We start from the raw sequence: 17,594 nt of genomic DNA, 5'->3' as shown, positions 1-17,594 counted from the left end.
GCCGCCGTAGCGTCGGCCGGCCGGAGGGCCGGTTCCCGAGGAGACCGGGCCGGCCACGGCGGACCGAGGGGTGGTGGACATGCTGAGGACGGGGCGTCGCTCCTGGTGCCTGGTCGCCGCCGTCCTGCTGGTGACGCCGGTGTCCGGTTCCGCGGCGGGGACGTCCGCACGCACGAACGTCCCCGACTACGCCCACCGCTGCCTGGCGGTCGGTGCCTACGTCGTCTCGGCGGACACGGCGCCCGGTCCGGCGCTGGAGGCCTTCCGGGCCAGCGCGGACGAGCTGGGGCCGTTGACGATCCGGCGGTCGTTCAACCCGTCGCTCCCGGAGAGCTTCGAGCGCTCCGCGGCCGCGGAGGACCCGAGCGCGGGCCTGCGGTCGTTCGTCTCGTGGAAGCCGCCCGGTCGTGACGTCCGGGGAGCCGCGGCGGGACGCTACGACGACGAGGTGCGGGCCTGGGCCCGGACCGTGCCCGAGGGCGTCTTCGCCACCGCCTTCCACGAGCCGGAGAACGACATGTCGGCCGAGGAGTTCGTGGCCCTGCACCGCCATCTGCACGAGGTGGTCACCGGGGCGAATCCGTCCATCCGGTGGGGGCCGGTGTACATGGCCTACTGGTGGGACCCGGCCGAGCCCGACCACTACGTGGGCGACCCGCGGGCGTGGTGGCCGGGAGCTGCCTACGCCGACTTCGTGGGCGTGGACTGGTACGCCTTCGAGCCGGTGGCCATGACGACCAGTCCCTCCTTCCGGCACTGGTACGACTTCATGGCACCGACCGGCCTACCGCTCTTCGTCGTGGAGTACGGCCAGTACGAGCTGAGGCCGGGGGAGGTGTCGGACCCGGCGATGGAACGGGCCCGTGCCCGGGCGATCAGGCAGGACGCCGCCTGGATCGCCCACCACCCGCAGGTGGCCATGTGGATGTACTGGCAGGGACCCGGGCCCACCGGGGACTGGCAGTTGCGCGACGAGCCGTCCCGGCAGGCATGGCGGGAGGTCGCCGAGAGCGGCTGCCGTCCCTGAGAGGCACGCCGCCTCGGGGCCGCATCACCACTCTCCGTGATCGACCTGCTCCGCATGGCGAGGTCGTCGCCCGTCGTCGCCACCCGTCCGGGCGAGAAACCGGCCTCGGCGTGGAAGATCGACACTACGCACTGTGATCCTCGGCGGGCTTGGGGCTCGGTTTCACGGGGGGAGCCCCTCCGTCGCGGAGGGACGCACGGGCGATATGGCAAGGATCTGGCGCGGGCTGTGGGCGGCGATCGTCGTCGCGATCATGTCGACGTTCGTCACGGGGGTCGGGCCGGCATCGGCCGCCACCGCCCAGGGCGGGGTCGTCTCGGCACAGCCGGGTGCGTCGACGCCGTACGTGCTCGACAACCGGGTGCTCGACATGGCGCAGGTCGGTGACCGCATCGTGGTGGTCGGCGACTTCACCGCGGTCCGGGACTCCCCGGCGAACGGCAGCGGCGCGTGGGACCAGCCCTACGTCTTCGCCTTCGACGCGCGGACCGGGGCCATCGACCGCGCGTTCGCCCCCGCGCTGAACGGCATGGTCCAGGCGGTGGAGGCGGGCCCGGAGGGCACCGTCTACCTCGGCGGCACGTTCGCGACCGTCAACGGCGCGACCGGGACCCGCAACCTCGTCCAGGTCTCCCTGGCGTCGGGCGCACGAGTGGACGGCTTCCGCCCCGCCGGCATCAACGGCGCGGTGACCGACCTCGTGCTGGCGGGCGGCCGGCTGTACGTCGGCGGCTACTTCAACGCCATCGGCGGGGTGCCGCACGGTGGTCTGGCCACCCTCGACCCCGCCACCGGGGCGACCGACGAGTACCTGGGCGTGGACGTCGCGGTCAACCACAACTGGCCCAGCGGCGCGAGCCGCGGTTCGGTGGGCGTGAAGGACCTCGCCGTCTCCCCGGACGGCACCCGGCTCGTGGCGATCGGCAACTTCAAGATCGCCGACGGGTTGCCGCGGGACCAGGCGGTCGCGGTGCTGCTGCAGGACCAGGGCGCCACGGTGGACCCGGGGTGGCGTACCCGCCGCTACGAGCCGGCCTGCGCCAAGGACTACATGGACTCCTACGTGCGGGAGGTGGACTTCGCGCCCGACGGCTCCTACTTCGTCGTCGTCACCACGGGCGGGGAGTACAGCGGCACGCTGTGCGACACCGCGGCGCGCTGGGACGTCGGGACCACCGGGGACGACGTCCAGCCGGCCTGGGTCGCCGAGACCGGGGGCGACACGCTCCACTCGACCGCGGTCACCGGCGCGGCCGTGTACGTCGGCGGCCACCAGCGCTGGCTCAACAACCCCCACGGCTCCGATCAGGCGCTCGCCGGTGCGGTCCCGCGCCCCGGGATCGCCGCGCTGGACCCGCGCACGGGCCTCCCGCTGTCCTGGAACCCGGGGCGGCACCCCCGCGGCATCGGTGCGGAGTCGCTGCTGGCGACCGACACCGGTCTCTACGTGGGTTCGGACACCGAGTTCTTCGGCGCCCGCGAGCACTACCGCCCGCGGCTGGGCTGGTTCCCGCTCGCCGGCGGCGCCGCCCTGCCGCTCGAGGACACCGGCGCCCTCCCCGGGAACGTCTACCTCGGGGGCAGCGTCTCCATGCTCGGGCTCCAGGTCACCAACGACCTGCGGAGCCGGAGCTTCGACGGCACGACCGCTGGACCCGACCGCTCCATGCCGACGGGCGGCCTGGACTGGCGGTCGGTCAAGGGCTCGTTCCTCGTCGACGGCAGCCTCTACTACGGCGCCTCGAGCGGGGGCTCGTTCTCCCTCTTCCGCCGGAGCTTCGACGGGACCACGTTCGGCCCCGCGACGCAGGTCGACCCCTACTTCGACCCGGTCTGGAGCAGCGTCGACTCCGGCTCGGGCACCACGTTCCAGGGTGCGCGCCCCAGCTTCTACAGCGAACTGTCCTCGGTGACGGCGATGGCCTACCAGGGCGGCCGGCTGTACTACACGCGCACCAACAGCAGCCAGCTGTTCTACCGGTACTTCTCGCCGGACAGCGGGGTCGTCTCCGAGACCCGGTTCTCGGCGGCCGGCAGCGGCTTCTCGTCCGTCTCCGGGCTCCTCGTCGACGGTGACCAGCTGTACGTGGCGAGCTCGTCGAACGGTGAGCTGCGTCGTACGGCGTTCACCGGGGGGGTGCCCGGAGGGGAGGCGACGGTCGTCAGCGGCCCGTCCCGGGACGGGGCGGACTGGCGGGTGAAGGCCCTCTTCCTCGGTCCGACGCCGAACCAGGCGCCGGTCGCCGCGATCGCCACGGACTGCCTGGGCCTCGCCTGCGCGCTGGACGCGTCGGGTTCCACGGACGCCGACGGCACGGTGGTCGAGCACCGGTGGGACTTCGGGGACGGGACGAGCGGCACGGGGGTGGCTCCGGCCAAGACCTACGCCGAGGCCGGCACGTACACCGTGACGCTCACCGTGACCGACGACGACGGTGCCACCGGGTCGGCGGCGCAGCAGCTCGTCGTGGCCCCGGCCGAGGAGCCGGGCATCGCGTTCGTGGACGCTGCCGCCACGACGGCGCGGCCGGTGCGGGCGGCCTCGGTGACCGTGCCGGCCGCCGTGGAGGCCGGGAACGGGCTGGTGCTGGTCCTGTCGACGAACTCGGCCGCGGCCGGCACGGCCCCCGAGGGGTGGACGCAGGTCGGCGCGCAGTCAGCGGGCACCGGGATGAACACCCAGGTCTTCACCCGGGTCGCCGCTTCCGGGGACGCCGGTTCGACGGTGACGGTGTCGCTGCCCGAGTGGTCGGCGGTGTCGCTGCAGGTCCTCGCGTACTCGGGTACCGCCGCCTCCGGGCCGGTGGCGACCGTGGTGGGGGCCGCGAACCTCGGAGGAACCTCGCACACGACTCCCACGGCCATGGCTGCCGAGGGCCAGACGGTCCTGTCGGTCTGGTCGGACAAGGGGCCCTCGGCGCGGCAGTTCACGGCCCCGCAGAGCGTGACGGAGCGCAGCAACCTCGCCGGCGGGGGCCGGGGCGACGTGGCCACGTTGGTGGCCGACAGCGGCGCTCCCGTGCCGGCGGGCCCGGTGGGCGGGGTCACCGCGACCGTGCCCACGTCGAGCAGTCGCGCCACCATGCTGACGCTCCTGCTGCAGCCCGCCTCCGGCACGGCGAACCAGGCGCCGGCCGCGGTCATCTCCTCCTCGTGCGCCGAGCTCACCTGCTCGTTCGACGCCGCGGAGTCGACCGACCCGGACGGTGGACCGCTCTCCTACGCGTGGGACTTCGGGGACGGTGCCACCAGCACCGAGGCGGCGCCGGTGCACACCTACGCGGCGGCCGGTGAGTACACGGTGGCCCTGACGGTCACCGACGCCCAGGGTGCAGCCGACGGCGGGACGGCGACGGTCACGGTGACGGCTGCTCCGGTGGGCACCGGCATCGGCCTGCGCGGTTCGGCCGGTGTGGCGGCACGGCCGGTGACGGCGGCGTCGGTGGACGTCCCGGACTCCGTGCGCGCCGGCGACGGCCTGGTGCTGGTCCTCTCCACCAACTCCGCGGCGACCGGGACCGCGCCGGAGGGCTGGACGCCGGCCGGTGGCCAGGCCGCCGGCACCGCCATGACCACGCAGGTCTTCACCCGCGTGGCCACGGCGAGCGACGCCGGCTCCACCGTCGAGGTCTCGGTCGGCACCTGGTCGGCGCTCACGCTGCAGCTGATGGCGTACTCGGGCACCGCCGTCTCGGGGCCGGTGGCCTCGGTCACGGGTGCGGCCGACGGGGCGGGCCTCACGGCGCACACCACGCCGGTGGCCGAGGCGGCGGCGGGTAGCTGGGTGCTGTCGATCTGGTCGGACAAGGGGCCGGAGGGGCGGCAGTTCACGCCGCCGGCGGAGCTGAGCGAGCGCAGCAACATCGCCGGTGCCGGCAACGGTGACGTCGCCACGCTGGTGGCCGACAGCGGCGCTCCGGTGGGCGGTGGGCCGGTCGGGGGGCTGACGGCCACCGTGTCGGCGCCCAGCAGCCGCGCGGTGATGCTGACGGTGGTGCTGGCGGCGGACGAGGTGGCTCCGCCCGCCGAGCCGGTCGACCCGGCCGACCCCGGCGATCCGGCCGAGCCGGTCGGGTCCGCGCCGGAGGCGGTGCTCACCTCCACGTGTGCCGGGTTGACGTGCGAGTTCGACGGGTCGGCGTCGTCGGACGCGGACGGGCCGGTGACCTCGTGGGCGTGGGACCTGGGTGACGGGACCACGGCGACCGGCCCGGTGGTGGAGCACGCGTACGCCGCGGCCGGGGACTACCTGGTGTCCTTGACGGTGACCGACGCCTCCGGGGGCATCGGTACGGCGGAGGCGACCGTGACGGTGGCCCCCGCCCCGGTCGGCGCCGGCATCGGCTTGCGTGGTTCGGCCGGTGTCGCGGCACGTCCGGTGACGGAGGTCGCGGTGGAGGTGCCTGCGGCGGTGCGGCCCGGCGACGGGCTGGTCCTGGTGCTGTCGACGAACTCGGCGGTGACGGGGACCCCTCCGGCCGGCTGGGCCCTGAGCGGTCAGCAGGCCGACGCCACCGCGATGACCACCCAGGTCTTCTCCCGGGTGGCGGCGGCCGGTGATGCCGGGTCCGTGGTGACGGTGAGTCTGGGGGGGACGTCGTCGGCGGTCACGCTCCAGCTGCTGGCCTACTCGGGGACGGCCGCCACGGGCCCGGTGGCGTCGGTGGCGGGCGCCGCCGGCGGGTGGTCGCCGGGGACGGCCCACACGACGCCGGTGGCCGAGGCGGCGGCGGGTAGCTGGGTGCTGTCGATCTGGTCGGACAAGGGGCCAGAGGGGCGGCAGTTCACGCCGCCGGCGGAGCTGAGCGAGCGCAGCAACATCGCCGGTGCCGGCAACGGTGACGTCGCCACGCTGGTGGCCGACAGCGGCGCTCCGGTGGGCGGTGGCCCGGTCGGGGGGCTCACGGCCACCGTGTCGGCGCCCAGCAGCCGCGCGGTGATGCTGACCGTGGTGCTCGCCCCCGCGGTCTGACGGGGCGGCGCGGCGCTCGGGCGGCCGGCCGGTGGGAATCGATCCCGCCGGCCGGCCGTTCGGCGTCTCCAGGGGTCACCGGCCGCGGGCCGGGACACATCCCTCGGCGGATTAGCCTGGTCGGTGGCGGACCGCTGTGCTGCACGCGGCCGACCTCCGTGATCGAAGGACCCCCGGGAGAACAGACGTGACCTTGCGCGGCGTGCTCGACGTCGTCCTCGCCGACCCGGGCATGGCCCGCGTCGTGGCCGCGGCCGGGAACGCCGAGCTGGCGGTCACCGCACCGCCGCCCGTGCAGCCGCTGGTGGCCGCTGCGCTCGCCGCGCGTGGCGGCGCGGGGGTACCCGTCCTCCTGGTGACGGCGGGGGAGCGCGACGCCGACGCGGCGGCCGATCTGCTCCGCTGCTTCCTGCCCGACCGCCGGGTCGAGACCTTCCCCGCCTGGGAGACGCTGCCACACGAGCGGCTCAGCCCGCGGGCGGACACCGTCGGCCGGCGCCTCGCGATCCTGCGCGACCTCACCCACCCCGGTCAGAACGGCACGATCGACGTGCTGGTCGCCCCGGTGCGGAGCGTGCTGCAGCCGCTGGCGCCGGGGCTCGGCGACCTGGTGCCCGTCGAGCTGAAGCCCGGTGACTCCGCCGGGCTGGACGACATCGCCCAGGCGCTCTCCGACGCCGCCTACAGCCGCGTCGAGCTGGTCGAGAAGCGCGGCGAGTTCGCCGTCCGCGGCGGGCTGCTCGACGTCTTCCCGCCGACCGAGCCGCACCCGGTGCGCGTGGAGTTCTGGGGTGACGAGGTCGACGAGCTGCGGTACTTCTCCGCCGCCGACCAGCGCTCGCTGGACGAGCGGCCGGACCGGCTGTGGGCGCCGCCGTGCCGCGAGCTGCTGCTCACCGGGGAGGTGCGGGCCCGCGCCGCTGCACTCGCCGTCGAGCACCCCGGCCTGATCGAGGTCCTGGGCAAGCTGGCCGAGGGCATCGCCGTCGAGGGCATGGAGTCGCTGACCCCGGCCCTCATCGGGGACGCCGCCATGCAGCTGCTCACCGACCTGGTGCCCGCGGGCACCCACGTCCTCGTCTGCGACCCCGAGCGGGTGCGCAGCCGCGCGGCCGACCTGGTGCGCACCGCGGACGAGTTCCTCGCCGCCTCGTGGGCGACCGCCGCGGAGGCGGGGGAGGCCCCGCTCGACCTGGGGGCGTCCTCCTTCCGCGACCTCGCCGACGTGGAGACCGCCGCCCGCACGCGCGGGCTGCCCTGGTGGACCACCGGGGTGTTCGCGCTCGGGGGTGGCCTGGGGGACGAGGACACGGCCGACGAGCGGCAGGTCACCCTCGACGCGACGCCCGTCGAGCGCTTCCACGGCGACCAGGGCGCCGCCGTCGAGCGCATGCGCGGCTGGCACCGCGACGGGTGGCGGGTGGTCGTCACCTTCGCCGGCCCCGGCCCCGCCGAGCGCGCCGCCGACCAGCTCACCGAGGCCGAGCTCGGCGTCCGGTTGGTGCCCGATCTCGCCACCGCCCCCGACGCCGGGCTCACCCACGTCACCCAGGGCAACCTCGAGGCGGGGTTCGCCTTCCCGGGCGTCGGGCTGGCGCTGGTCACCGAGCACGACCTGACCGGCCAGCGCGGCACGACGATGCGCGACGCGGTGAAGATGCCCGCCCGCCGGCGCAACGCCGTCGACCTGGTGCAGCTGCAGCCGGGCGACCTGGTGGTGCACGAGCAGCACGGCGTCGGCCGCTACATCGAGATGATCAGCCGCACCGTCAACGGCGGGCAGCGGGACTACCTGATCGTCGAGTACGCGCCGTCGCGGCGGAACCAGCCGCCGGACCGGCTGTTCGTGCCCACCGACGCCCTCGACCAGCTCACCCGGTACGTCGGCGGGGAGGCCCCGGCGCTGTCCAAGCTCGGCGGCGCCGACTGGCAGAAGACGAAGAGCTCGGCCCGCAAGGCGGTCAAGCAGATCGCCGGTGAGCTCATCCGCCTGTACTCGGCGCGCATGGCCACCCAGGGCCACGCCTTCGGCCCCGACACCGTCTGGCAGCGCGAGCTGGAGGACGCCTTCCCGTTCCAGGAGACGCCCGACCAGCTGGCCGCGATCGACGAGGTCAAGGCCGACATGCAGCAGACCGTGCCGATGGACCGGATCATCTGCGGCGACGTCGGCTACGGGAAGACCGAGATCGCCATCCGGGCCGCGTTCAAGGCGGTCCAGGACGGCAAGCAGGTCGCCGTCCTGGTGCCGACGACGCTGCTGGCCAACCAGCACTTCAAGACCTTCTCCGAGCGGGTCGCGCAGTTCCCGGTGACGGTGAAGGTGCTCTCCCGGTTCCAGTCCGACCGCGAGACCACCGAGATCCTCCGGCAGCTCGCCGCCGGCGAGATCGACATCCTGGTGGGCACCCACCGGCTGCTGCAGCCGACCACGCGGTGGAAGGACCTCGGCCTGGTCGTCGTCGACGAGGAGCAGCGCTTCGGCGTCGAGCACAAGGAGTACCTGAAGACGATGCGGACGGCGGTCGACGTCCTGTCGATGTCGGCCACCCCGATCCCGCGCACCCTGGAGATGAGCCTCACCGGCATCCGCGAGATGTCGACGATCCTCACCCCGCCCGAGGAGCGGCACCCGGTGCTGACCTACGTGGGTGCGTGGAGCGACAAGCAGATGGCCGCGGCGATCCGCCGCGAGCTGCTGCGCGACGGCCAGGTGTTCGTCATCCACAACCGGGTGCAGTCGATCGACAAGGCCGCGGCGAAGATCCGCCACCTGGTGCCCGAGGCCCGCATCGCCGTCGGGCACGGCCAGATGAAGGAGCACGAGCTCGAGCGGATCATGGTCGGCTTCTGGGAGAAGGAGTACGACGTCCTGGTGGCGACGACGATCGTCGAGTCGGGCCTGGACATCCCGAACGCCAACACGCTGATCGTCGACCGCGCCGACACCTTCGGGCTCTCCCAGCTGCACCAGATCCGCGGCCGGGTCGGGCGTGGGCGGGAGCGGGCCTACGCGTACTTCACGTACGACCCCACCCGCACGCTGACCGAGACCTCGGTGGACCGGCTCACCACGATCGCGAACAACACCGACCTCGGCGCCGGCATGGCGGTGGCGATGAAGGACCTGGAGATCCGCGGCTCGGGCAACCTGCTCGGCGGCGAGCAGTCCGGGCACATCGCCGGCGTCGGCTTCGACCTGTACGTGCGGCTGGTCGGGGAGGCGGTGGCCGACTACCGGGCGCAGGTGACCGGCGAGGAGGCGCCCGCCGAGCCGGTGGAGGTGCGGGTGGACCTGCCGGTGGACGCGCACCTGCCGCACGACTACGTGCCGGGCGAGCGGCTGCGCATGGAGGCCTACCGCAAGGTCGCCGCCATCCAGGACGAGGATCAGGCGCAGGCGGTGCTCGACGAGCTCACCGACCGGTACGGCGCCCCGCCGGCACCCGTCCTGAACCTGCTCGCGGTCGCCCGGTTCCGGGTCGCGATGCGGGCGCTGGGCATCACCGAGGTCTCGCTGCAGGGCCGCACGGTCCGGGTGGGCCCGGTCGACCTGCCGGAGTCCAAGCAGATGCGGCTGGCCCGGCTGGCCGACGGCGCCTCGTACAAGGCGGCCGTGCGGATGATCTCGCTCAAGGTGCCGGTCGGCCCCGACCGCCGGACCCCGCTGCGGGACGTCGCCCTGCTGGAGAACCTGCACTCGGTCCTGCGGGCCGTGCTCGAACAGCCCGTCGCCGCGTAGCCGGGCCGGGGCGGCCTGCGGTCCAGGTCACATGCGGTGTGGCAGTCTCGCCGCGTGATGCAGCACCGCGCCGTTCGTGCCGGCACCGCCGCGCTCCTGGCCGTCCTCGCCCTGGCCGGGTGCCGGTCGGCGCCGGACGTCGCGGCCTACGTGGGCGACGAGCAGATCACCGTCGACGAGCTGCAGGCCCAGGTCGACGACCGCCTGGAGGACCCCGAGATCGCCGCCGCCGTCGCGGGCCGGGAGGACGACTTCACCGTCCAGGTGCTCGGCCTGCTCCTCGAGGGCGAGGTGCACGACGCCGCGGCGCAGCGGTTCGACGTGCAGATCACGGACGCCGAGCTGACCCGCCGGATCGAGGAGCTGTTCGGCGACCCCGAGGCCGTCTACGCCCGGCTCGCCCCGCAGGGCATCTCCCCGGCCGACGTCCGCGAGAGCGTGCGCCAGCAGCTGGTGCGCCAGGAGATCGCCATCGGCGAGGGTGCGGCGGAACCCGTGGACGAGGCCGCGCTGCGCGCCCGCTACGAGGAGGTCCGGGAGCAGGTGGGCCAGGTCGAGTACGGCGTCGTCACCGTGCCCGACCAGGCGACGGCCGACGCGGTCGGCGCGGAGCTGGCGGCCGATCCGGCGAGCTATCCCGCGGTGGCCGCCCGGTTCCCCGGCCAGTTCACGCTGCCGGAACTCACCCGCTCGGCACCGGGCGAGCTGCCCGCCCCGCTCGCCGAGCCACTGGCCTCTGCGGCGCCGGGGACGGCGGTCGCGGTGCCGGTGCCCCAGGCCGGCGGGGTCGTCGTCGCCTTCCGCGCCGGCACGGTCTACCCGTCGTTCGAGGAGCTCCGGCCGCAGCTGGTCCAGGCGGCCGGCGAGGAGGTGGAGGCGGCGGCCGCACCGCTCCTCGAGGAGGTGCGGGCCGACCTCGACATCACGGTCAACCCCCGCTACGCGGTCTACGAGGACGGGCGGCTGCTGCCGGGCGGCACGGGGGTCGTCGAGATCCTCGAGGACGGGACGACCCCCGTCGAGTAGCCCCGGCGTCCGGTACCCGGAGACTGGGCGGGTGCCCGTCGCCCTCGTCGTCACCGTCGACCCCCGTCTCCCCGCGCTGCTGGGCGCGGACGGCTGGACGGCGGTGACCGGCCCCCGGCCCGTCGTCGCGCTGCCCGGCGCTGCCGCGGGGACCGCGATGCTGCGGGCCGCCGGCGTCGCGGTCGAGGAGCTGCCCGGCGCCGAGGCCGCGAGCGCCCGCGAGGACGACGTCGTCTGCCTGGCGTCGCCGGACGAGGCGACCGCGCTCCCCGGGGTCCCCGCGGTGGCCGGGGCGCCGGCGCCGCCCGGCGCGCGGCTGCTGGACGTCGTCGCCGTCATGGACCGGCTGCGCTCGCCCGGCGGGTGCCCGTGGGACGCCGAGCAGACCCACGCCTCACTGCGCGGCTACCTGCTGGAGGAGGCGCACGAGGCCTACGACGCGATCGTCGACGACGACTACCCGGCCATGCGGGAGGAGCTCGGCGACGTGCTGCTCCAGGTCGTCTTCCACGCCCGGGTGGCGCAGGAGGACGACGGGCGCGGCTTCGACGTCGACGACGTCGCCGGCGACCTGGTCGACAAGCTGGTGCGCCGGCACCCGCACGTGTTCGGGGACGCCGGGCCGCGCGATGTCGCGCAGGTCGAGGCCGGCTGGGAGGAGATCAAGAAGGCGGAGAAGCAGCGCCGCTCGCCCACCGAGGGCGTCTCCCGCTCGCAGCCCGCCGCCTCGTGGGGCGCGGCCCTCGTGCGCCGGGCCGGGCGGGTGGGTCTGCCCACGCCGGAGCCGGCCGAGCTGCCGGACACGAGCCCGGAGGCGCTCGGCGAGCGGCTGCTGGGCGTCGTCGCCGCCGCCGAGGCCCGGGGGTGGGACGTGGAGGACGCGCTGCGGGAGGCGGTGCGCCGGTACGCCGGGGAGCTGGACGCCGCCGCCGCGGACCGACCCGATGCGGGGACGCCGGCCTGACGGAGGGCCCCCGGCTGGCTAGCGTGGTGCACCTGCGCCGTTGCCTCGAGAGGAGCCGGTCCGCTGCCCGCCACGCTGTCCGCCCCCGCGACCGACCCCGTCGGCCCCGACGAGGCCGTCGAGGGCGTGTCCGGCCTGCTGCCGTCGGAGACCTGGCAGGTCCTGCTGGTCCTCGCCGGCGCCGCCCTGGTGGCCTGGCTGCTCGGCGTCCTCATCGGCGTGGTGGTCCGGCGCGTGGGCCGCGGCTCGCCGGTGACCGCCGACCTCTCCCGCCGGGGCCGCACCCCGCTGCGTGCGCTGCTGGTGCTGGGCGCGGTGACCGTCGTGCTGGAGGCGGCGAACGAGCTGGGCGACTGGTCGGAGGTCGTCGTCCACGTGCTGGTGCTCGCGGTGATCGCGACCATCGGCTGGCTGGTCGCGGTCGCCGTCTTCGTCGCGGCCGACGCCTGGCTGGCCCGGTACGACGTCGACGTCGCGGACAACCGGCACGCCCGGCGGGTGCGTACGCAGATCTCGCTGCTGCGCCGGCTGGCCGCCGTCCTCGTCGCCGTGCTCACCGTCGCGGCGATGCTGCTGACCTTCCCCGGCGCCCGCGCCGCCGGGGCCAGCATCCTGGCCAGCGCGGGCGTCATATCCATCGTCGCCGGCCTGGCCGCCCAGACCTCGCTGGCCAACGTCTTCGCCGGCCTGCAGCTGGCCTTCACCGACGCGATCCGGGTCGACGACGTCGTCGTCGTGGAGGACGAGTGGGGGCGGATCGAGGAGATCACCCTGACCTACGTCGTCGTGCACATCTGGGACGACCGGCGCCTGGTGCTGCCCTCGACGTACTTCACCACCACGCCGTTCGAGAACTGGACCCGCAAGGAGTCCGCCGTCCTCGGCGCCGTCGAGCTCGACGTGGACTGGACGACGCCGTTCGACCGGATGCGCGAGGAGCTCGACCGGCTGGTCGCCGACGACGAGAACTGGGACCAGCGGGTCAAGGTCCTGCAGGTGACGGACGCCGTCGGCTCGCTGGTGCGGGTGCGGGTACTGGTCAGCGCACAGGACGCGGGGACGCTGTTCGACCTGCGCTGCGCCGTCCGCGAGGGGCTCGTCGGCTGGCTGCAGCGGGAGGCGCCGCACGCCCTGCCGCGGGTCCGCAACGAGGGCGCCGCCGGGTACGAGGCGCCGGAGCGGCGCGGACCGCGGCCGGCGCCCGACCCCCGCACCGCCCCGCGGCCGGCGAGGCCGGCCGACCGGGGGCCGACCACCAACGAGGGGCTGTTCACCGGCAGCCTGGAGGCCCGGAAGCGCTCGCAGGCGTTCAGCGGGCCGAGCGAGGAGGACCAGGCCGAGCGGGCCCGCCACGACCGGGCGGCCGCCGACGGCGGCACCGCGGAGCAGCGGCCGGTACCGCCGGCGCGCTGATCCGGGCGGGGCGAAGCCGGGGGAGCACCACACCGGGCGGTTCGCCTGGCTAGGCTGCTCCCCGTGCCGAGCATCGATGCCGTAGGCGCGCGGGAGATCCTCGACTCGCGCGGAAACCCCACCGTGGAGGTCGAGGTCGCCCTCGACGACGGGACGATCGCCCGGGCCGCCGTGCCCAGCGGCGCCTCCACGGGCGCCTTCGAGGCGGTCGAGCTGCGGGACGGGGGTGACCGCTACGGCGGGAAGGGTGTCACCAAGGCCGTCGACGGAGTCCTCGACGTCATCGGCCCCGAGCTCGTCGGCTACGAGGCCACCGAGCAGCGGCTGGTCGACCAGCGCCTGCTCGACCTCGACGGCACGCCGGACAAGTCGCGCCTGGGCGCCAACGCGATCCTCGGCGTGAGCCTCGCCGTCGCGCGGGCCGCCGCCGACTCCACCGGCCTGTCGCTGTTCCGCTACGTCGGCGGGCCCTCGGCGCACATGCTGCCGGTGCCGATGATGAACATCCTCAACGGCGGCGCGCACGCCGACAGCAACGTCGACGTGCAGGAGTTCATGATCGCCCCCATCGGGGCGGCCACCTTCGCCGAGGGGCTGGCGATGGGCACCGAGACCTACCACGCGCTCAAGGCGGTGCTGAAGGGCCGCGGCCTCTCCACCGGCCTGGGCGACGAGGGCGGCTTCGCGCCCGACCTGCCGAGCAACCGCGACGCCCTGGATCTCATCGCCGAGGCCGTCGACAAGGCCGGCTACACCGTCGGGACCGACATCGCCTTCGCGCTCGACGTCGCCGCCACCGAGTTCCACACCGAGGGCGGCTACGACTTCGAGGGCCAGACCCGCTCGGCGGAGTACCTGGTGGACTACTACCGCGGCCTGGTCGACGCCTACCCCATCGTCTCCATCGAGGACCCGCTCGACGAGGAGGACTGGGACGGCTGGATCGCGATGACCGCCGCCCTCGGCGACCGCGTGCAGATCGTCGGCGACGACCTCTTCGTCACCAACCCGACGCGGCTGGCCGACGGCATCGCCCGCGGCGCGGCCAACGCCCTGCTGGTCAAGGTCAACCAGATCGGCACGCTCACCGAGACCCTCGACGCGGTCAACCTGGCCCACCGCAACGGCTACCGCTGCATGATGAGCCACCGCTCGGGCGAGACCGAGGACACCACGATCGCCGACCTCGCCGTCGCCACCGACTGCGGGCAGATCAAGACCGGTGCCCCGGCCCGCAGCGAGCGCGTGGCCAAGTACAACCAGCTGCTCCGCATCGAGGAGGAGCTCGACGACGCCGCCCGCTATGCCGGTGCGTCGGCCTTCCCGCGGCTGAACGGCTGAGCGGAGGGCGATGAGCAGCGTCCGCGGCCGGCGGGGCGGGAGCGAGGGGCGGCGCGCGACGGGCCGGGCGCCCCGCGTGCACCACTCGCGGCCGGTCCGCACCGGGCTGCGGTCGGGGGCGTCCAGCCGGCCCGCGCAGCGGCGCCCCAACCGCCGTCCGGAGCGACGGCCGGCCGCGGCGGCCCGGCGGCGCCCCCTGTTCACCGGCCGTGCGGTGGTGCTCGTCGGGCTGGTGCTGCTGCTGGCCCTCACCCTCGCCGGGCCGATCCGGCAGTACCTGGCCGGTCAGGCCGAGCTCACCCGGCTGGCCGCGGAGGGCCGGCAGCTCGACGAGCGGGTCACCGCGCTGCAGGGGCAGCTCGAGCTGCAGGCCGACCCGGTCTACGCCCAGCGGCAGGCGCGCGAGCGGCTGTCCTACGTGCTTCCGGGTGACCGGCTGGTGCTGGTCGTCGACGGCGAGGCCGTGGAGGGCGATGCCGGCACGCTGGCGGCGGCCGCCGCGGAGCCGGGGCAGCTGCCCTGGTACGAGGGGCTGATGCGCTCGCTGGCCGACGCCGACGGCGGCGACGGCACGCAGGACGACGACGGGACGGCGGAGTGAGATGAACGACCCCGCTAGCCCCCAGCCCTCGCACGCTCCGCCCGGGCCCCTGCGGCGCGGCCGTTCCAGCCCGGTCAGCGAGGAGGACCGGGAGGTCGTCGGCCGGCAGCTCGGCCGCCCGCCCCGGGCGCTGGTCGGCGTCGCGCACCGGTGCCCCTGCGGCCAGCCGGACGTCGTCGAGACCTCGCCGCGGCTGGAGGACGGCACCCCGTTCCCGACGCTGTACTACCTGACCTGCCCGCGCGCCTCGGCCGCCGCGAGCCGGCTGGAGTCCACCGGGCGCATGCGGGAGTGGCAGGACGAGCTCGCCACCGACCCGGAGCTCGCCGCCGGGTACCGCGCCGCGCACGAGGCCTACCTCGCCACGCGCGACGCCGAGGACGTGCTGCCCACGCGCGCGACCGCCGGCGGCATGCCCGACCGCGTGAAGTGCCTGCACGCGCTGGCCGGCCACGCGCTGGCCGCCGGGCCGGGCGTCAACCCGATCGGGGACCGCGCGGTCGCCGAGATGGGGGAGTGGTGGGCCAAGGGGCCGTGCGCCCGGCCCGAGGACGACGCATGACGCGGGTGGCCGCCATCGACTGCGGCACCAACTCCATCCGCCTGCTCGTCGCCGACGTCCCGGTGCAGGGCGGCCACACCGACCTGCTGCGGCGGATGGAGGTCGTGCGGCTCGGCCAGGGGGTCGACGCCACCGGCCGGCTCGCCCCGGAGGCGATCGAGCGCACCCGCGTGGTGCTGGCCGAGTACGCCGCGCAGGCCCGCGACCTGGGCGCCACCGACGTCCGGATGGTCGCCACCAGCGCCACCCGGGACGCCGCCAACCGCGCCGACTTCGAGGGCATGGTGCGGGCCACCCTCGGCCGGACGCCCGACGTCGTGACCGGCCGGGAGGAGGCGGAGCTGTCCTTCCTCGGGGCGACCGGGTCGATCGCGGCGGCGGCCGCCGCCCACGGGCTGGACCCGGCGCCCGCCCCCTGGCTCGTCGTCGACATCGGCGGTGGCTCCACCGAGTTCGTGCTCGGCGACGACGACGGCGTGCTCGCCGCCCGCTCGGTCGACATCGGCTGCGTGCGGCTCACCGAGCGGCACCTGCACGAGGACCCGCCCACCGCGGAGCAGGTCGCACGGACCGAGCGCGACATCCGCGCCGCGCTCGTCTCCGCCACCGCCGAGGTGCCGGTGGAGAAGGCGGCGAGCCTGGTCGGGCTGGCCGGGTCGGTCACCACCGTGGCCGCGCTCGCGATGGGGCTGCCCGCCTACGACTCGACGGCGATCCACGGGTCGCGCATCCCGGTGGCCGACGTCCGGCAGGTCTCGGCGGACCTGCTGGCCGCGACGCGGGCGCGTCGTGCCGCCGAGCCGGTCATGCACCCGGGCCGGGTCGACGTCATCGGCGCCGGGGCGCTCATCCTGCGCGTGCTCATGGACGAGTTCGGGCTGCCCGAGGTCACCGTCAGCGAGCACGACATCCTCGACGGCATCGCCCTGCGCCTCGCCCGTTGAAGGACCCCGGTGCCCCCCACGACTCGCACGCTCGTCGCGGGCCCCCGCACCGGGGCCGTTCCATGACCTCGCGGGACGACGGCGGGTTCCCCGTCACGCGGACGCCGGCGGGCGTGGTGCGCAGCGCGCGGGCCGCCCGCGAGCTGCCCGTCCTCGACGACCGCATCTCCGGTTGCTACGCCTGCCCGCGGCTGGTGGCGTGGCGGGAGGAGGTGGCCCGGGTCAAGCGCGCCTCCTTCCGCGACGAGGAGTACTGGGGCCGGCCGGTGCCGGGGCTGGGCCCGGCCGACGCGCGGATCGCCGTCGTCGGGCTCGCCCCGGCCGCCCACGGGGGCAACCGCACCGGCCGGGTCTTCACCGGCGACCGCAGCGGCGACTGGATCTTCGCCGCGCTCTGGCGCGCCGGGCTGGCGAACCAACCGACGTCGACGCACATCGGCGACGGGCTCGAGCTCACCGACGTGCGGGTGGCCGCCGCGGTGCGCTGCGCCCCACCGGCGAATGCGCCCACGCCCGAGGAGCGGGACACCTGCTCGCCGTGGCTGGCCCGCGAGCTGGAGCTGCTGCCCCGGCTGCGGGTGGTCGTGGTGCTGGGCGGCTTCGGCTGGACCGCGCTGTGGCCGGTGCTCGCCGCCGCGGGGTACGTGCTGCCCCGCCCGAGGCCGGCGTTCGGGCACGGCGTCGAGGTCGCGCTGGCCGGCTCCCGCGGCCCGCTGACCCTGCTGGGCAGCTACCACGTCAGCCAGCAGAACACCTTCACCGGCAAGCTGACCGAGCCGATGCTGGACGCCGTCCTCACCCGGGCGACCGAGCTCGCCGCGAGCTGATCGGGGCACCTCACCGGTCGACGGCGTCGTCGGCACCGGCACCTCGGCGGGCCGGTCACCCAGCTGGCCGGCGGACCTCCACGTGCCGGCCGGTGGCGTCGTCGCGCTGACGGCGTCCAGCCGGCGCCGCTGCGCGCCCGCCGGCACGCGCGGCCCCAGCGCCGGGCGCACCAGG

At 75.3% G+C, this 17,594-nt stretch carries 11 protein-coding genes; all 11 read left to right on the top strand.

From position 1 onward, the window contains the following. Positions 1-79 precede the first annotated feature (79 nt). The 11 genes from ACI794_RS05015 to ACI794_RS04965 all read left to right on the top strand — a co-directional run bounded on the left by ACI794_RS05015 (position 80) and on the right by ACI794_RS04965 (position 17,419). On the top strand, positions 80-1,027 hold the full coding sequence (locus ACI794_RS05015) for a hypothetical protein (RefSeq protein WP_456615784.1): 948 nt from the start codon (positions 80-82) through the stop codon (positions 1,025-1,027). A 205-nt stretch (positions 1,028-1,232) separates the two neighbouring features. Continuing rightward, positions 1,233-5,999, top strand: coding sequence for a PKD domain-containing protein (locus tag ACI794_RS05010; RefSeq protein WP_456600981.1), 4,767 nt, complete (start codon positions 1,233-1,235; stop codon positions 5,997-5,999). Between the two features lie 187 nt (positions 6,000-6,186). Continuing rightward, positions 6,187-9,741, top strand: coding sequence for a transcription-repair coupling factor (gene mfd, locus ACI794_RS05005; RefSeq protein WP_456600980.1), 3,555 nt, complete (start codon positions 6,187-6,189; stop codon positions 9,739-9,741). A 57-nt stretch (positions 9,742-9,798) separates the two neighbouring features. Beyond that, on the top strand, positions 9,799-10,767 hold the full coding sequence (locus ACI794_RS05000; protein ID WP_456601167.1) for a peptidylprolyl isomerase: 969 nt from the start codon (positions 9,799-9,801) through the stop codon (positions 10,765-10,767). A 31-nt stretch (positions 10,768-10,798) separates the two neighbouring features. After that, on the top strand, positions 10,799-11,731 hold the full coding sequence (locus tag ACI794_RS04995) for a MazG family protein (protein ID WP_456600979.1): 933 nt from the start codon (positions 10,799-10,801) through the stop codon (positions 11,729-11,731). A gap of 126 nt (positions 11,732-11,857) precedes the next feature. After that, positions 11,858-13,144 carry a mechanosensitive ion channel family protein gene (locus ACI794_RS04990; protein ID WP_456579383.1) on the top strand — a complete coding sequence of 429 codons (1,287 nt, stop codon included), beginning with the start codon at positions 11,858-11,860 and terminating at the stop codon, positions 13,142-13,144. A gap of 63 nt (positions 13,145-13,207) precedes the next feature. After that, a complete protein-coding gene (gene eno, locus ACI794_RS04985) occupies positions 13,208-14,485 on the top strand; it encodes a phosphopyruvate hydratase (protein ID WP_456600978.1) in 1,278 nt (425 codons plus the stop codon). 10 nt (positions 14,486-14,495) lie between these two features. Then, on the top strand, positions 14,496-15,086 hold the full coding sequence (locus ACI794_RS04980; protein ID WP_456615783.1) for a septum formation initiator family protein: 591 nt from the start codon (positions 14,496-14,498) through the stop codon (positions 15,084-15,086). Between the two features lies 1 nt (position 15,087). Further along, entirely contained in the window at positions 15,088-15,648 is a 561-nt protein-coding gene (locus tag ACI794_RS04975; protein ID WP_456600976.1) for a DUF501 domain-containing protein, read from the top strand. Further along, positions 15,645-16,592, top strand: coding sequence for a Ppx/GppA phosphatase family protein (locus ACI794_RS04970; RefSeq protein ID WP_456600975.1), 948 nt, complete (start codon positions 15,645-15,647; stop codon positions 16,590-16,592). The genes ACI794_RS04975 and ACI794_RS04970 overlap by 4 nt, the downstream gene beginning before the upstream one ends. 62 nt (positions 16,593-16,654) lie before the next feature. Next, a complete protein-coding gene (locus tag ACI794_RS04965) occupies positions 16,655-17,419 on the top strand; it encodes a uracil-DNA glycosylase (RefSeq protein WP_456600974.1) in 765 nt (254 codons plus the stop codon). The last annotated feature ends 175 nt before the right edge of the window (positions 17,420-17,594 follow it).

The sequence above is a fragment of the Blastococcus sp. SYSU DS0541 genome (assembly GCF_054050875.1).
This window is presented reverse-complemented; position numbering and strand designations above follow the sequence as displayed.